The organism is Pseudofrankia coriaricola (genome assembly GCF_032027725.1).
Lineage (GTDB): Bacteria > Actinomycetota > Actinomycetes > Frankiales > Frankiaceae > Pseudofrankia.
The window spans coordinates 1-14,673 of the sequence record NZ_JASNFO010000047.1 but is presented as its reverse complement, the minus strand read 5'-3'; the positions used below and the strand labels follow the sequence as shown (position 1 = coordinate 14,673).

12 protein-coding genes and 3 pseudogenes are annotated in these 14,673 nt (G+C 68.8%); 5 read left to right on the top strand and 10 right to left on the bottom strand.

Features of this window, described 5'->3' with window-relative positions; all coding sequences use genetic code 11:
- Positions 1-115: 115 nt before the first annotated feature.
- Entirely contained in the window at positions 116-1,453 is a 1,338-nt protein-coding gene (locus tag QOZ89_RS24925; RefSeq protein ID WP_312625612.1) for an aminomethyl transferase family protein, read from the bottom strand.
- A 141-nt stretch (positions 1,454-1,594) separates the two neighbouring features.
- On the opposite strand from QOZ89_RS24925, the gene QOZ89_RS24920 reads away from it, so the two are divergent.
- The gene (locus QOZ89_RS24920; protein WP_274536482.1) at positions 1,595-2,257 is read left to right on the top strand and encodes a TetR/AcrR family transcriptional regulator; all 663 of its coding nucleotides are present in this window, start codon (positions 1,595-1,597) and stop codon (positions 2,255-2,257) included.
- A 54-nt stretch (positions 2,258-2,311) separates the two neighbouring features.
- Here the strand turns inward: QOZ89_RS24920 and QOZ89_RS24915 are convergent, their stop codons facing one another.
- From QOZ89_RS24915 to QOZ89_RS24900, 4 genes and pseudogenes are all read right to left on the bottom strand, one after another.
- On the bottom strand, positions 2,312-3,658 hold the full coding sequence (locus tag QOZ89_RS24915; RefSeq protein ID WP_071046372.1) for an aminomethyltransferase family protein: 1,347 nt from the start codon (positions 3,656-3,658) through the stop codon (positions 2,312-2,314).
- Positions 3,659-3,972: 314 nt separating this feature from the next.
- Positions 3,973-4,356 (bottom strand): annotated as a pseudogene (locus QOZ89_RS24910) (ISAzo13-like element transposase-related protein); the annotation flags it as partial.
- 32 nt (positions 4,357-4,388) lie between these two features.
- Positions 4,389-5,465, bottom strand: a complete 1,077-nt coding sequence (locus tag QOZ89_RS24905) for an MBL fold metallo-hydrolase (RefSeq protein ID WP_157910403.1) — start codon at positions 5,463-5,465, stop codon at positions 4,389-4,391.
- Positions 5,466-5,929: 464 nt separating this feature from the next.
- The gene (locus QOZ89_RS24900; protein WP_241841432.1) at positions 5,930-7,123 is read right to left on the bottom strand and encodes a substrate-binding domain-containing protein; all 1,194 of its coding nucleotides are present in this window, start codon (positions 7,121-7,123) and stop codon (positions 5,930-5,932) included.
- Positions 7,124-7,455: 332 nt separating this feature from the next.
- Here QOZ89_RS24900 and QOZ89_RS24895 point away from each other — a divergent pair, with 332 nt between their 5' ends.
- Positions 7,456-8,103: a TetR/AcrR family transcriptional regulator gene (locus QOZ89_RS24895; RefSeq protein WP_083418018.1), complete on the top strand. Its 648-nt coding sequence runs from the start codon at positions 7,456-7,458 to the stop codon at positions 8,101-8,103.
- A 78-nt stretch (positions 8,104-8,181) separates the two neighbouring features.
- On the opposite strand, the gene QOZ89_RS24890 is transcribed toward QOZ89_RS24895, so the two are convergent.
- Positions 8,182-8,436, bottom strand: a complete 255-nt coding sequence (locus tag QOZ89_RS24890; protein ID WP_071046374.1) for a hypothetical protein — start codon at positions 8,434-8,436, stop codon at positions 8,182-8,184.
- Positions 8,437-8,963: 527 nt separating this feature from the next.
- Here QOZ89_RS24890 and QOZ89_RS24885 point away from each other — a divergent pair.
- Positions 8,964-9,152, top strand: a pseudogene (locus QOZ89_RS24885) (FAD-binding protein); the annotation flags it as partial.
- An 80-nt stretch (positions 9,153-9,232) separates the two neighbouring features.
- A complete protein-coding gene (locus QOZ89_RS24880) occupies positions 9,233-9,610 on the top strand; it encodes a 2Fe-2S iron-sulfur cluster-binding protein (RefSeq protein ID WP_241841433.1) in 378 nt (125 codons plus the stop codon).
- 374 nt (positions 9,611-9,984) lie between these two features.
- Here QOZ89_RS24880 and QOZ89_RS24875 read toward each other — a convergent pair whose 3' ends face one another.
- The 3 genes and pseudogenes from QOZ89_RS24875 to QOZ89_RS24865 form a co-directional block, all read right to left on the bottom strand.
- Positions 9,985-10,833 (bottom strand): maleylpyruvate isomerase N-terminal domain-containing protein, encoded by an 849-nt coding sequence (locus QOZ89_RS24875; protein ID WP_071046376.1) that lies wholly within the window; start codon positions 10,831-10,833, stop codon positions 9,985-9,987.
- Positions 10,823-11,656 carry an SDR family oxidoreductase gene (locus tag QOZ89_RS24870; protein ID WP_312625636.1) on the bottom strand — a complete coding sequence of 278 codons (834 nt, stop codon included), beginning with the start codon at positions 11,654-11,656 and terminating at the stop codon, positions 10,823-10,825. Before QOZ89_RS24870 ends, QOZ89_RS24875 begins: the two co-directional genes overlap by 11 nt.
- Before the next feature lie 132 nt (positions 11,657-11,788).
- A pseudogene (locus QOZ89_RS24865) lies at positions 11,789-12,027 on the bottom strand (pyridoxamine 5'-phosphate oxidase family protein); the annotation flags it as partial.
- A gap of 210 nt (positions 12,028-12,237) precedes the next feature.
- Between QOZ89_RS24865 and QOZ89_RS24860 the strand changes: the two are divergent.
- On the top strand, positions 12,238-13,143 hold the full coding sequence (locus tag QOZ89_RS24860) for a helix-turn-helix domain-containing protein (protein ID WP_312625602.1): 906 nt from the start codon (positions 12,238-12,240) through the stop codon (positions 13,141-13,143).
- Between the two features lie 205 nt (positions 13,144-13,348).
- On the opposite strand, the gene QOZ89_RS24855 is transcribed toward QOZ89_RS24860, so the two are convergent.
- Positions 13,349-14,599, bottom strand: coding sequence for a cytochrome P450 (locus tag QOZ89_RS24855; protein WP_312625600.1), 1,251 nt, complete (start codon positions 14,597-14,599; stop codon positions 13,349-13,351).
- Positions 14,600-14,673: the final 74 nt, after the last annotated feature.

Below are 14,673 nucleotides of genomic sequence, written 5' to 3'. Positions count from 1 at the left end.
GCTGGCCGCGCCGCGCGGCGGTGAGACGGAGGTCCGCTGCCGGCCGACTGGCAACGGACGACGTCGTGACACTTGCTGACCCGGTCGGCCCGTTTTGTTACTGCTGGATGTGTCGTTACTGGTCGTTGTGGCGGTACCGGGTGCGCGCGTGCTCGTTGTACGGCGCGGGCTGCACGGTGGCCCGGATGCGCGGGAATCCCAGATCGGCGTCGGCCAGTGTCCCCGCGCCCGGATGCTCGCCCCAGACGACCTCCACCCGGGTGCCGGGCGCGGCGTGCGCCCGGTCGACCAGCGACAGCGCGATGATCGATCCGTACGGGTGTGACGAAGCGATGTGGTAGGTCGTACCGACCAGCGCCGAGCCGGCCTCGACACGGTGGCGGGCGTAGCTGAGCACGAAGCCCGGCTCGTCGCCGAGCACCGCGCGAACGTCGTCGTTGTCGAAGACCAGCGTGACCTTCGCCCAACGGACCGCGTCCTTGGCCTTCTCCAGCGCGTCGCGGCCGATGAAGTCGCGGTCCAGGCGGATCAGGCGGCCGTACCCGAGCTCGTACGGCGTGACGTAGTAATCCTCGATGTCGTCGGAGTAGAAGCTGCCGTGCAGCGGCCGCTGTCCCTCGATCCCGAACAGCGGCAGCCAGCGGCGGTAGCCCAGTAGGTCCGGATCGGTGTAGATCGCGGGCGTCGGTGAAGGGATCCAGCCGCTCTCCACGGACGCCGTGGTGTAAGCCAGCGCGCCGACATGCACGAGGCCGAACGGCTCGCCGGCCCGCATCAGCATTTCCTTGACGTACGCGCCGTCCGCCCAGTCACCGACGAACTCGTAACCGGGCTGTCCGGCCATGCCGTGCCGCAGGGCGCGGAAGCTCCGTCCGCCGAGCGTGACCGCCGTGGAGTGGAAGAACCTGGTCGCGGGCAGCGGCCCGCCGAACGCGCGCTCGACCAGCTGCCGCGCGAGCGGTCCCTGGATCTGGTAACGGAACAGCTTCGGGTCGCCGCCACCGCGGAAGGCCGACGACGGGTCGGTGGCGAAGGTGACGTCATAGCCGCCCTGCTCACCGTGGTAGCGCACCCAGTGCTGGGACGCCGGAATGCCGCTGAGCGTGTACCGCTGCTCGGCCCGGCGCAGCAGGATTCCGTCGGTGACGATGTACCCCTCGGCCGTCACCGGGATGATCTGCTTGGCCTGGCCGATCGCGAACGTCTCGTAGTTGTTCGCGCTCACCGCGGCAAGCAGCCTGGTCGCGTCCGGCCCCTCGATCACCATGTCGTACATGTGATGCGACAGGTCCGAGATGGCCACCCCGTCGTGCCAGGCGGCCTGCTCCTGCCGCCAGCCCAAGTACTCGCGCTCGACAACCTCGGGCGTCCAGGGCGCGGCGCCCGGCTTCCACAGCAGGCGTAACGGCGAGCCGGCCCTGTCGATGCCGTCCTGAAGACTTGGGGCTGTCATCACACTTCCTTATGTCGTCCACTGCACAGGTCTGTGTCCCCCGAAGCGTGCTCGGTTTGCATACGGCCGGTCTCGCGCCTCCGCCGGCCCAGGTGACTGGCGGTGAATCGGTGTGAGGTGGCGGACGACACGCGGGTCCTGATGCGGTGGTCAAGCTATACTTCCCGGGTGGATAGTGGGCGCCGGAGGGCGCGGATACTGCACGAGGCGGCCGCGCTCTTCATCGCGAATGGGTTTGTGGGAGTCACCATGGATGACGTGCAGACCGCCGTGGGTGGCTCGAAGGCGACGCTATACAAGTATTTCAGTGACAAGAGCGAGCTGTTTCGGTCCGCCGTGGAAATGCTTATCGACGAGCGCAGTCAACCCTTGACCTCCTTTCATCCAAGCGGCGGCGACCCCGTCGAAACTCTCCGGGAGTTTGGACGGCATTTTGCCGCGATCGTGCTCGATCCCGGAGCCATTGCGCTCCATCGTCTCGTGACGTCGGAAGTGGAACGGGTCGACGGGCTGGGGCAGACGTTCTTCCAACACGGTCCCGCGGTCGGTAACGCCATCCTCGGCCGCTACCTCGGCGCGCTACGCGATGCAGGCGTCATCGAAGTCGCGGACCCGGTGCTGGCGGCATCCCAGCTCTACCAGGCGATGCTGGGCTCGCTGCAGATGCGGTTGCTGATGAATACCGCCGACCGGCCCACCTCGCAGGAGATCGAGTCGAGCATCACCCACGCGGTGAACACGTTCCTCAACGGCACCCGGTTCCGGACATCGCAGCCGCGGGCCGCGGACGCGGCAACGCGGTGATGGGCGGTGCCACGTCCGGCTCATCACACCCACGCGCGTCGCGGATACCGCAGCTCAGCGCTTGTCGGCAGGAAACGGCCGATCCACGACGGTGGCGTGAATCGTGGTCTGCGTGTGCCGCTCCACCGTGGGATTGGCGGAGCCGCCGTTCGGCTCACCCCAGACCAGCTCGACGTGGTCACCGTAGGCCGCGCCATCCTCGTCGATCATGCAGATCGAAATCCAGCCGCGCACGTTCGACGTGTAGCTGCACAGAGTCGACACCCCGACGAGGCGTCCGTCCTTCTCCACCCGGTCGAACTGCGCCCCGGAGTAGAACGCCGCCGGCATGTCGATGTACTTGAACCGCTTGTCGGCCGGTTCGTACATGCTGGCGAAGATTCGGGCCACATCGTCGCGGTCCCAGACGAGCCACGCCTTCCTGCGGTGCGGCTCACCCTTTCGCCGCTGCAGCGCGTCGCGGCCGATGAAGTCATGGTCGAACTTCAGGATGTGACCGTAGCCGAGGTCCCAGGGTGTCGTGTAGTAGTCCTGCACCCTGTCCGGGGCGAAGCTGCCGCCGAGCGAGAGGTTCGCCTCGAAGCTCCTGGCGTTCTGCCACTCGCGGTATGCCTTGAGGTCGTCCCCGGTGTAGAGCGCCGGCACTGTGCTGGCGATCCAGCCGGACTCCGTCGCCACCGAGGCGTAGGCGCGGCCGCCGACCTGCCGGACGCCGAACTCCGCGCCGGCCTCGAGGAGCGTGCCCCGGACATCGTCGATCTCCGCGTACGGCCCGAAGAACTCCAGGCCGGGGAATCCCGACATTCGATGGTTGAGGGCGGTGACCTGGTGGCTGCCGACAGCGAACTTGCCCATCGTGAAGAAGGGGATATCGGGCATGGGGCCGCCGTTGACCTTCTCGAAGATCCGCGCCGCGTTCGGTCCTTGCAGCTGCAGGCGGAACAGCTCCCGGCCACGCGGGTTCTGCGCGGTGCGCTCGTCGCGGCGCAAGGTGACGTCGTAGCCGCCGGTCTCGGCGTGGAACTGCACCCAGTTGAGCGCCGGTGGTCGCCCGACGAGCCGGACCACGTTGTCGGCCAGGCAGAACAGGATGCAGTCGCCGATCATGTAGCCGTCGTGGTTGCAGGCGATGAACTGCTTGGCCTTCATCGGGCCGAAGCCCTTGAAGGTGTTTGCGCCTAAGTCGGACAGCAGGCGATAGCAATCGGGGCCGTCGACCGTCAGGTCGGTCATGTGGTGCGACAGGTCCATCAGGGCGGCGGTGGTACGCCAGCTCTCCTGCTCATCGCGCCAGTTGGTGAACTCGGCCCGGATCGGGAACGGGAATGCTCCCGACCGCCCGCTGCGCATCAGCGTCAGCGGATCGCCGGCCTCACGAATCGCGTCCTCGAGACTCGCCATGGGACATCCTTCCAGTCGTCGCCGTGTGCTCGGCCTTGCCCGACGATGAACAAGGACACGAGGTCGGAGGTCGATGGTGCAGTCCATCCGCCCACCAAGCGGTTGCCTCGCCGGAGAACTCGGCCCAAGACCTGACGTCCTGGGATCCTCGCGACGAGAAGGTGGTCAGCTGAGTAAGCCGCGGGATTGGGCGGAGGGGTTCTACAACTCGACGGCAGGAACTGTACTGTACGGTACGGTACCGCTCTTGGCTTGCGGTCGCAAGGGCGCTGGGGGAACCCACGCGCACCCTGCCCTCAGGGTCTACCTAGTGATCTGGTGCCCACGCTGACCACCGGCTGTCGGGCCGCGGTGAACTCCTTCACCCGGTCGTTGATATGGCGGAACGGGCCGTCCGGGCCCGGGTGTCGGGCGCCCTCGGTCGTCCGGGACGTGCCCCGCGGGGAGAACCTCTGGCCCTGAGCAGCCCGGTCACGGTGTCGGCTCCGACCGGGTGTCCGGACCGGGTCAGCTCGGCCGCCAACGCCCGGGCCGATCTCACCGTCCGCCGTGGCGGGGACTCGGGTCCCTACGCAGGTCTGGCTCGACCAGCGCCGGCAGCGCGGCGCCCGCCGCGGATCCTTCTCCCTTTCCGCCATCCCCAGGTGCCACCCAAACACAGGAAGCTGTTTTTCGGCAGCTCCAGGGGATCCGGCGCGGCAGTGTAAAGGTCAAACAGTCTTTGACTTTGTCATACCGTCAGGGACAGAAGGTCCTTTCCGACCACAACCGGACCTTTGTAGCCGCCGTTCTTGGCGCTGGCTCGGGCCTGTGCGGCCCACCACTGCTCGGAGCGAGCCTTCGGGTCGTTGGGGCCGAAATGTGTCAGCACAACCTTCCTGGCGCCGGACTCGGCTCCGATCCGGCCGATCTCGGAGATAGGGGTGTGAACCTCTTGCAGGTGAGTGACCAATGCGGCTGGGTAGCCTTGGTCCTTGAACCACGAGAGGTCGATGACCTCATGTACCAGTACGTTCGCGTCCTTTGCCAGGACCGGAATGTTCGCCGTGGGCGCGGTGTCGCCGGAGAAGACGACAGATCCCGCGGCGGTCTCGAAACGGTAGGCGAATGACGGGAATGCCGCGCCGTGCGGCACCAAGGTCGCCGTCACCTTCATGTCGTCGTTCTCCATGACGGCGAAAGGGGTCATCGAGGGGGCTGTGTTGGTTACCGTGGCACCGACGTCGGGCAGGGCGATCTCGTGGACGTGTAACAGGCCGGCCGGTGGCACACCGATGCCCTCGGCCGTAAAGGAGTTGGTGGCATAGGCCCATGCCTCGGCCGCCAGCCGGGTCAGGTCGGCGGTACCGGGGAACGGGTTGCCGGGACTGAACCAGGTGACCTCCCTGCCGCTCTGGCTGTTCAATGCGCCCGGGGATCCGGGTCCGTACACCTCCAGCGTGTTCTCAAACTTGATCGAGGCTGTGCCGCCGAGGAGCGGGAAGGAGAAGTAGTCGACGGTGTGGTCGGCGTGCAGGTGAGTGAGGAAGATACCCGACAGCGACTTCATGTCGAGCCCGGCCTGCATGAACTGGGTCACGGCACCGCGCCCGCAGTCGATGACGTAGGTCTTGCCGTTGACCACCAGCGCGGAGGAGATACCCGCCCGTCCCGCTACCGGCAGCGGGCCGCCGCCCGTGCCGAGCAGCACCAGATGGGTGCCTTTACCACTGGCGGTCGCGGTTTGTAACGAGGAGGCCGCGGGCGTCGCCGCGGCCTGCGTTGGGAAACCCGCGGCGAGAACCCCGGTCGTGGCCGCCCCGGCCATACCCGCCACCGTCCGCAGAATTGAACGCCGCGAGGGAGCGTGCAGCCCGGCACAGCAATCTGTAAAGCACATGACGATCCTTTCACCGTTAGTTGCCCGCGCGGGCGACGTCACCGGTATGGGATATCTCGTCGGTTACGACGGCCCCGTCCAGATCAACCGCGTGTACCGCCGCCTGTTCGGCGTCTCCCCGTATCCGCGCCCGCGACGTGCTGAGGTGAGCGTCGGCGACCTGCCAACGCCGCCGCTCCGTGTTGACGTGGGTGGCCCGGTCGGAACTCCGTGGCCGCCGGCGTGGCCTGGCGGTGTTCGGCGCGCCGCGGCGGCGCGCCGAACACCCCTGGACCTCTTGTCGTTGTCGTCATGGAGCTGGGCAGGTTCCCGGCCTCCCTGCCCGATCGGCTGTCCTGACCGGCAAGGAGGCCACCGATCCCGCCCGGAGTGGGTGGCTCGCGGTCAGGTGCTCAGCTCAGTCCCCAGAGAGTCTTGAACTTCGCTGGGAAGTCGGTCGGCCCGTACCACTCGCCCGAGGCCTCCGCCGCGGTGGTGACGGAGATGTCCTTGATGTTGTCCCGCGTGAAGATCCGGACGGGAATGTCATAGCTCGGAAGCTCCTTGCCCAGCATCATCCGGAGCGCGGCGTCCGCGTCCGCCCAGCCCTGGTAGGCCGCGGCCTGACCGACGTCCATGTGCAGGAACGTCCCGGCCGCCAGCATCTGCAGGCCGTTGATCTGAGCGGCCGTGGACACCCCCTTGATGGCGGCAGCCCGACCGGACTGCTGGACACCGGCGAACGTCGGCTGCAGGTACACCTCGAACTCGGAGACCACGTAGTTCACGCCGGGAGTCGAGAGGATCGCCGAGCTGGTCGATGGCGCGATCAGCTGGAAGTTCGCCGACGAGATCTTGTTGAGCGTGACCTTGCAGCTGGGGCAGCGAGCGCTGAACTCCTTCTGCGCGGCGGCCACGTAGGCCTGGGTCGAGGCGGTGTCGGTGGCGACGTTGATGACCACCGTCGCCTTCCCGCCAGAGTCGGCGATGATCCAGTCGGCGATGGCCAGCAGCCCCTTCGTGCCGGAACCTTCCAGGTATCCGAGCTTGGGGCTGACCGGGTGCGCGGGGTCGGGGATCTGGTCGGTGACGAGGACCGGAATGTTCTTCGCCTGCGCGGCCGCGAAGCTGTTGGCGGCCAGCGCGTAGGGGACCGAGTCGGTGATGATCGCGCCCGCGCGCGCGCCGGTCGCCTGGTTGACGCACGCCGAGATATCGGACGGGTTCGCCTTGCCGTCGCAGATCTGCACCTCGATCCCGACCGAGCCGAGCGCTTCGGTCAGCGCCTTTCCGGTCACGTTGAGCTGCGGCGCCTGCCGGGTGATGGGGATGAAGTAGACAACCTTCCCGCGCAGCTGCGTGACCCCTTCCAACGGCGTCGTCGGGACCGGGTAGGCCGGCAGCGGCTGGGACAGCTCTCTGACAATGGCCGCGACATCGCCACGGGTTGAAGCCGGGCTGGACGTCGGTGGCTGGTCGCCCGACGTCGAGCCGGAGGAGCCGCAGGCCGCGGCCGGCAGAAGCGCGGCCAGCGCCGATAATAAGACGACTCTCGTGCGTGCTTGGCGCCGCGCGGTCAGGCCGAAAATTCGTCGAGTAGTTCTCACGGATTTTTCCTCTCACGTCTGGGGCCGCGATCCTCGTAGCGCCCTGGGTGGGTCCGCCGGGCGAGGTTGGCGGTATGCGCGGTGTTCCGGTGGGCCACGCCCACTTCGGAGCGCCGGTAGCGGAATCGGTGCGGAAATGAGCGCGCGATGTCGAGCCGGGACGCTTTCCGGGGCTCGGGACGGCGCTCCGAGCTCCGGACGAGTCGATCTAGTTTTCGGAGGCCGCGGCCGCCCGGTCGCGGGCGCCGACGGAGGTCCGGGCCGGGTGAGCGCCGTCAGGACGGCCGTGGGTGGCACCTCGTTGGCCGTCGACATTCGTCGCGGCGGCTAGCATGGGATTCGTGTCGAGGATGAAGGCGGTGGACTATCGGAAGGCTCTCCTGCGGGCGGCCGGCGAGCTGTTCACAGCGCGCGGGTACGCCGGTGTGACGATGGAGGACGTGCTCGCCGAGGTCGGCGGGTCGAAGTCGACGATGTACAAACATTTCGGTGACAAGACCGAGCTATTTCGCGCCGCGGTCGAGAGCCTTCTTGACGAACGGTTGGCTCCGCTGCGCTCGTTCACTCCCGGCGACGCGGACCTGACGTCGACGCTGATCGCGCTGGGCGGGCACTTCGCGACCGTCGCACTCAGCCCGGCGTCGATCGCGCTGCATCGGCTCGTCACCGCCGAGGCCGAACGCGTCCCGGGTCTGGGGGCGGCTTTTTTCGAACACGGACCAGCGGTCGGCCAGGCCGTTCTCGGCGGATATCTGCGGCAGGCTTGCGACGCCGGCCTCATAGCGTTGCCGGATCCGGTCAAAGCCGCCGCGCAGCTCTATCAGGCGATGCTCGGCGACGCCCAGATGCGCCTGCTGACCGGGGCGCCGACTCTGCCGACCGGAGATGAGATCCGGGAGAGCATCGTGGACGCCGTCCACTTTTTCCTTCACGGTGTGTCCCGGTGGCCGGCCGGTGGCCCGGACGTGCGCCCTGCATAGCGGGAGCAGGGTGTGCCGGCTCCGGCGGTCACGCCACGAGCTCCGGCATACCGACCGGCCGGGCCTCCTGCTCGGCCATCAGGGCGAGGTGGCGGCGCAGCGGCAGGCCGGGCCGGTCCCGGCGACGCTGGTCTCATGGACGCCGTCGCCGTCGCCGTCGCAGAGCTGTTCGATCCAGCGCATTCTTCCTACGTCCTGGTGGAACACGTAGCGCTGGGTGCGCCGGACCTCGTCGGAGATCGCGTCGTCACTGGTCGCGCCGTCACGCGAGACGGCCCAGAAATAATCGTTGTCGACTTTGCCCTTCGCGGGTGGGAACGAGTGGTGGGACACCGGTTCGACAGCGCGACGGGCGTTCCGTCGGCTCGGCGCATCTGGAGCGCGCTGCGCTCTAATAACTGGCGCTCGATCGGAGCCGTGGTCGGTTCGTCCGCGAGGGCGGCGATGTACCAGTGATTACGCGACAGAGAGGTGGTGCTGTCGGCGAAGCGTTGCATGGCAGTTCTTTCTTTGTCGGGACGGCCGGAACGCTCGTTATTCCAAGCTAAGTACCGTACCGTACAGTACGCAAGATGCCCTCGCAAGAACTTCACCGGACCGAGCCGGGATCCGGCATCGTGGAGCGCGAGCCGTCCGAACGCCGGTCCCTCGTCGTCCAGTCCCGTCGGCGCGACAGCCCGGACATCGTGATCCTGAGCCTCGCCCGGACCAGGTGAGGTTGTGCGTCCCGAAATCCAATCCGCGCTGGTCAAGGCAGTCGCGCCCGTAGGGGCTGATCGTGACCCCTCCAGCGTCCGGCCCTCGCCCGGCCGGGGCAGGGCGCTGGGCGAGGATGCCAGGTTGTGCTGCTTCGGCTGACCTACGCCCGCGTGCTCGACACCAACCACGAGCCCATCCCCGGTCTCTACGCCGCCGGGAACTGCACCGCGTCGGTGATGGGCCGCACCTGCCCGGGCGCGGGTGCCAGCATCGGTGGCAGTTTCGTGTTCTCCTACATCGGCATGAAGCATGCCGCGCTCGTCGCCTCTGGCGAACGCGTCGCGGGGTGACGCAATGTACCCGGCTCCGCCGTCCGCCCCGCTCGTCGACCGCTGAGGTGACCCTCGATGCCCGCTTCGGACGGTGTTCTGTGACCGGGCAGGAGGGTGGACGGCGACCGGGGCCGGTGGTGCGCGTCGACCCTCTCGGCGCCGACCTGCCACTGGATCCAGGAGAGACGATCATCGAGGCGGCGTGGCGTCTCGGGTACTACTGGCCCACCACCTGCCACGGCCAGGCCACGTGCACCGTCTGCCACGTCGAGGTGCTCAGCGGCGCCGAGCACCTCACCCCCGCCGACGACGAGGAACAGGAAGCCCTCGAGCATCGCCTCCCCGGCGCCCGGCGGCGCGATCTCAGCCGGGTAGGACTCGCCTGCCGAGCGCGGGCGACCGGCGACGTCACCGTTCTGAAGAAGGGCGTACGACGCATCCAGACGGTACAGATTCCTCCAACAGGACTCCTCTGAGGCACGCGTTCCCGGCCTCCTGGCGGCACCGCCGGGATGGAGGCTTTTCCTCAGCCTGCCGGACCGACACGGCCCGAAGGTCGCGTTGGTGGAGCTGGCAGCGATCTGGCCCAGCCCGCCCGCCCAGTTCCTTGAGACGACCGTCTTCTTCCGCGTGTCGCCACACCGCACCCGCGTTCGGCCCGCGAGCGGCTGGCGGCGGGTTTCCCGCGCTGACGGGTCATGAGCGGGAGCTTTCTGTTCGCCGGGGCAGCCGCGGTAAAGGCAGGTGGGGTCGCTGGCCGGAACGGAGGCGGACCAGGCCGGCCAGCGAGCCGCGCCGGGTGCCGGCGGCGTTCACCCGTACCGGAGGGGTATGGCCGCGTCGGCTGAGGTCAGTAGACGCGGAAGGCGTCGAGCACGGTGTTCGCGTACGCGGTGTCGCCGGTGGTCTCGACCCGGTTGTGCCGTGGTTCGCGGCCGGTTGCCCAGAGGATGAAGTCGGTGGCGCTGGTGCGTACCGTTGCCCGGGCCTGGTCGTCCACCGCCGAGGCGTCGCCGTGGTTCTCGACCGAGGCCGCGTGCGGGAGGACCCGGATGGCTGTGCCGCCTGGTCCTGTCAGGACGATGGCCATCGGGTCGGTGAGCAGCTCGCGGAAGTGGTCGGTGGTCATCTGCGGTATGCCGCCGATGAGCCAGCGGTTCGCCGCCGTCAGGCGTTCGCCGTCGAGGTCGGGCAGGGTGCGCTGGATCGGTCCGCGGGGCGCGAGGACGTCCCAGCGGGTGTGGCAGGTGTGGTCGAAGACGATGGCGTCGGCGATGCTGGCCAGCGGGTAGCTGCCGGCGGTGCCCATGTTCACGGGCATGGTGGCGAGTTCGTCGGTCAGTCCACCGAAGGTGGCCAGTACGGCTGGCACCGACGACCGCACGATGTCCAGGAGTTCCGCGGTCGGCCGCGCGGCGACCTCCCGGGTGTGGGCGTCGACCGCGGCTTCGAACTCCAGCTCCTGCTCGTATGGGGTGAGCGGCAGCAGCCCGGCGAATCCGGCCACACTGAGGGTGAGGTGCGCGAGGGTCGTGTGGACCGTCCAGCCGTCGCAGGCGGACGGGGCTTCCAGCTCCTCGGTAGTCAGGCTGCCGAACAGGCCGAGGGTTTCCTCGAGCGTGCGTTCGAGCGGGCTCCGGCCGCTGGCCGGCTGGTCGCTCGGGTCGGCGGCGAGGTCGGTGCCGGTGTCAGAAGACATAGTCCTCTCCAGTGGCTCGCAGGGTCACATCGGTGATGGCCACGCCCAGCGGCTGGTCGATGAAGCGGACGATCTCCGCCGCGACCTGGGGGGCGGTCAGCGACCAGTAGCGGGCGTTGTGCGGGTCGGACATCTCGGTGGGCAGCGTGCCGCCGGCGAACTGCTGGATGTGCTCCTGGAGGACAGGACCGCGGTGCGCGGCGAGGGCCGCGACGGCGTTGAAGTCGAGGATCTCGGTGAAGAGGTTGGTGCCCAGCACGCCGCTGGGGCGGACGATCGTCACCTTGATGCGGCCCTGGCTCTCGACGCGCAGCGCGTTCGACACGGTCGCGACCGCGGCCTTGGTCGCGCCGTAGACCGCCGCTCCGGCGATCCCCGCGTTGCCGTACACCGAGGAGAGGTTGAGGATGTGGCCGCCGCCCTGGCGGAGCATGTGGTCGTGGACGGCGTAGATGCCGTGCAGCACTCCCTTGAGGTTGATGTCGATGCACCGGTCCCAGGCGTCCGCGGCCCGCTTGTGGTCGGAGAAGTGGGCCAGGGGCATGATGCCGGCGTTGTTGACGAGCACGTCGACGCGCCCGTAGTCCGCCACGACCTGGTCGACGACGTCGGCGAACGCCTGGCGGTCACGCACGTCCAGGCCCACGCCGCGGGCCGGGTGGCCCGCCGCGGTGAGGGAGGCCGCTAGTTCCTCGGCGCCCGCGGCGTTGATGTCGAGCGCGACCGGGGTCGCGCCACCGTGGGCGAGCTGGGTGGTGATCTCCCGGCCGAAGCCGCTCGCGCCGCCGGTGACCAGCACGATCTTGCCGTCGGGATGGCTCATGTGCACCTGGTTCTCGTCATCTTCGGGATGTTCGGTTCTCGTGGTGTCCGGGCCGGGCCTGCCGCGGTCAGCGGGCCGTCCAGACGGGTGGTCGGCGGTCGAAGAACGCGTCTGTCGAAGAACGCGTCTGTCGACGACGGCGGCCCGCGGGTCTCGCAGCAGGTCGGCCCACCGCTGCTGCGCACGACGGAGTACAGCCACAGTGAGGTGTGGTCCCAGACGAACCACAGCGGGCTGACGTGCGGCGTGCCGCTGGAGGTCGGCGTCGCGACCCGGCACACCCGCTGCTCGGCGAGCGGAGTGTCGATCTCGTCGGCGGTGAGGGCGATCTTGCGTCCTCTCCTCTGGGTGTTGATCAGTTCGGGTCGCATGGTGTCTCGCCTCCGCTTCGGTGTGATCGCCCCGCCGCGCGGGTGGTGTTGCCGAGGTTGCGCTGATCCGGGCGCGACCGCACGGTTGAGCCCATCCCGGCCCGCACCAGGAGCATGGGACCGACTGGACAGGTGCAGATTGTCGAACATTCGATGAGATATCGTCGTTCTTTCGACAACGTAGGGTGGGTGGGGGAGGAAGGTCAAGTCGTGCCGAATGCCGCATCGCCGCCGACGGCGCGGGTACTCGACGTGCTCGAGCTCTTGGCCCGGCGGGCCGGGCAGCCGCCGCGCCTGCGCGACCTCGTCCGTGACCTCGACCTGACCCAGGCGACCGCGCACGCGATCATGGTGACGCTCTGCGAACGCGGCTGGGCCATCCGCGATCCGATCAACAGGACCTTCAGCCTCGGTTCTGCCCTCGGAGCGGCGGCGGCGCGGGCCACCGCCCAGCGCTCCCGCCGCCAGGCGGCCCAGGCCGTCGTCCGCCAGCTCGCGAACGACCTCGGCTATCCCGCGGCGGTGACCGAGCGCGTCGGCGACGAGCTGGTCATCACGACCTTCGAACTGGGCCCCTGCCAGGTCGCCGACGTCGCGGCCGGAGACCGTCTCCCGTTCGCGGCACCCTTCGGCGTGACCTTCGCCGCGTGGGAGGACGGCGAGGGGCGCCGCGCCTGGATGGAACGCGGCGCGATCACAGACCCCGCGCTGGCCGACCGGCTCGGCAGCCTGCTCACGGCCACCCGCGAACGCGGGTTCAGCGTCGAGCGCATGGGCCCCGCCATGGCACAGGCGGCAAGGCTCATGACCACCCTCCACGACGACCCGACAACCCGGCCTGTGCGACGCATGGTCGACGGGCTCCTGGCTGAGATCACCACCCTCGGATTCCAGGCCGGCGACGGGGGCGACGGTGACCGGCGGCCCGTCACGGCCATCGCCGCGCCCGTGTTCGACCGACACACCGGCCAGGTCACGGTGAGCGTCGGCGTCCATCCGCTGCGGGCGCTCTCCCAGCAGCGGGCCGACGAGGTCGGACGCCGCGTCAGCCAGGCGACGACCATCGTCAACGCGGCGATAGAGGACGACGAACAGCTACCTCGCCAAGCCTCTTAAAGACAATCTTGTCAATGCGGCATCTGCCGGCCGGTCAGTAGTTTCCGCGCTTCTCAGGGCTGGACGGTGGTGGCCCTGATCTACGATCCGGCCCGCAGCCCTCGGTGAGGGCGAGGCATCGAGAGAACCGGACCACCGCAGGGCTTGTCCGGATGCCCACCAGCGGGCTGTGTGGCTCGGTCTGCGGTCGAGGTGAGGTGTGGGATCAGGCCGCGTCGGGGGTCAGTTCGACGGGTAGGGAGGTCAGGCCTCGGTGGATGATGCTTGGCTGGTAGGAGAGGGGTTCGTTGGTGGCGAGCCGCAGTCCAGGTGCGCGCTGTAGCAGGGTTCTGATGGCGGTTGATGCCTCGAGGCGGGCGAGGGGTGCCCCGAGGCAGTAGTGCGCTCCGAGGCTGAAGCCGAGGTGGCGGGGGGAGCGGCCGATCGGGGCGTAGCGGGTGACGTCGAGTCGGTCGGGTTCGGTGAAGACCTCGGTGTCTCGGTCGGCGGATCCCATCAGCACGATGACACCGTCGCCGCGGTGGAAGTGGCGGTCGCCGATTGTGGTGTCGGTGAGGGCGACCCGCATGGTGAACTGGGTTGGCGTGTCGTAGCGGAGGATTTCTTCGATGGCCGGGCCGGCGAGTTCGGGCTGGTGGCGTAGTAGTTCGAGCTGGTCGGGGTGGTCCAGCAGTGCGAGGATGCCGTTGCCGACGAGGTTGATGCTGGTCTCCATGCCGGCGACGAGGAGCAGCACGCAGATGCCGATGACCTCGGCGGCGCTGAGTTTGTCCCCGGCTTCTTCGACGGCGACGAGCCGGCTGAGCAGGTCGTTCTCGGGGTGGGCGCGGCGGCGCTCCATGAGGTCCATCAGGTATGCGACGACGCCTGCTCCGGCCTGGTCGCGGCGGGTGATCTCCTCGGTGGTCAGCAGCGGTTCCGGGTCGGTGCCGCGGGCGATTGCCAGCTCCCAGGCTCGCAGCTGGTCGGCGTCCTGTTCGGGTACGCCGAGCAGCCGCTGGCCCACCATCGCGAGTGCGAGCGGCGCGGAGAGGTCCCGGACCACGTCGAGCCCGCCGGCCTCGACGGCCCGGTCCACGAGGGTGTCGACCAGCCGGGTGATCATGGGGGTGAGGTCGGCGACCATCCGGGCGCTGAAGGCCTTGTTGACCAGGCCGCGCAGGCGTCGGTGGTCCGGGGGGTCCATCCGGATGAACGAGCCCGGCAGGCTCGCTTCCTGGTCCCAGAACGGGCTGAGCCGGTCGGCGTTGCCGTGCCCCCAGGTGGCGCTCTGCAGCACGGCGGCGCAGTCGGCGAACCTGGACAGCACCGTCACCTCGGTGTCGCCGAGGCGGATGTCGGTCAGGCTGGGGGCCTCGCGCAGCCGGCGGTAGCCCGGGTAGGGGTCGAGGCGGTGGGCGGTGGTGAACAGGTCGACCGCGTCGGGGACGACGTTCTCGATCTGGGCTGAGGTCATGGGTCCCGCTCCTTCGTGGTGCCGACCCGGGCTGTTACCTCGGGTGCGCATTGCGAGAAGCACCGCCGTCCGGC

Coding starts and splice junctions, on each gene's coding strand:
- QOZ89_RS24920 (WP_274536482.1), top strand. CDS start 1,595: ATGCGGTGGTCAAGCTATACTTCCCGGGTGGATAGTGGGCGCCGGAGG.
- QOZ89_RS24895 (WP_083418018.1), top strand. CDS start 7,456: ATGGGATTCGTGTCGAGGATGAAGGCGGTGGACTATCGGAAGGCTCTC.
- QOZ89_RS24875 (WP_071046376.1), bottom strand. CDS start 10,833: ATGTCTTCTGACACCGGCACCGACCTCGCCGCCGACCCGAGCGACCAG.
- QOZ89_RS24870 (WP_312625636.1), bottom strand. CDS start 11,656: ATGAGCCATCCCGACGGCAAGATCGTGCTGGTCACCGGCGGCGCGAGC.
- QOZ89_RS24915 (WP_071046372.1), bottom strand. CDS start 3,658: ATGGCGAGTCTCGAGGACGCGATTCGTGAGGCCGGCGATCCGCTGACG.
- QOZ89_RS24925 (WP_312625612.1), bottom strand. CDS start 1,453: ATGACAGCCCCAAGTCTTCAGGACGGCATCGACAGGGCCGGCTCGCCG.
- QOZ89_RS24855 (WP_312625600.1), bottom strand. CDS start 14,599: ATGACCTCAGCCCAGATCGAGAACGTCGTCCCCGACGCGGTCGACCTG.
- QOZ89_RS24905 (WP_157910403.1), bottom strand. CDS start 5,465: ATGGCCGGGGCGGCCACGACCGGGGTTCTCGCCGCGGGTTTCCCAACG.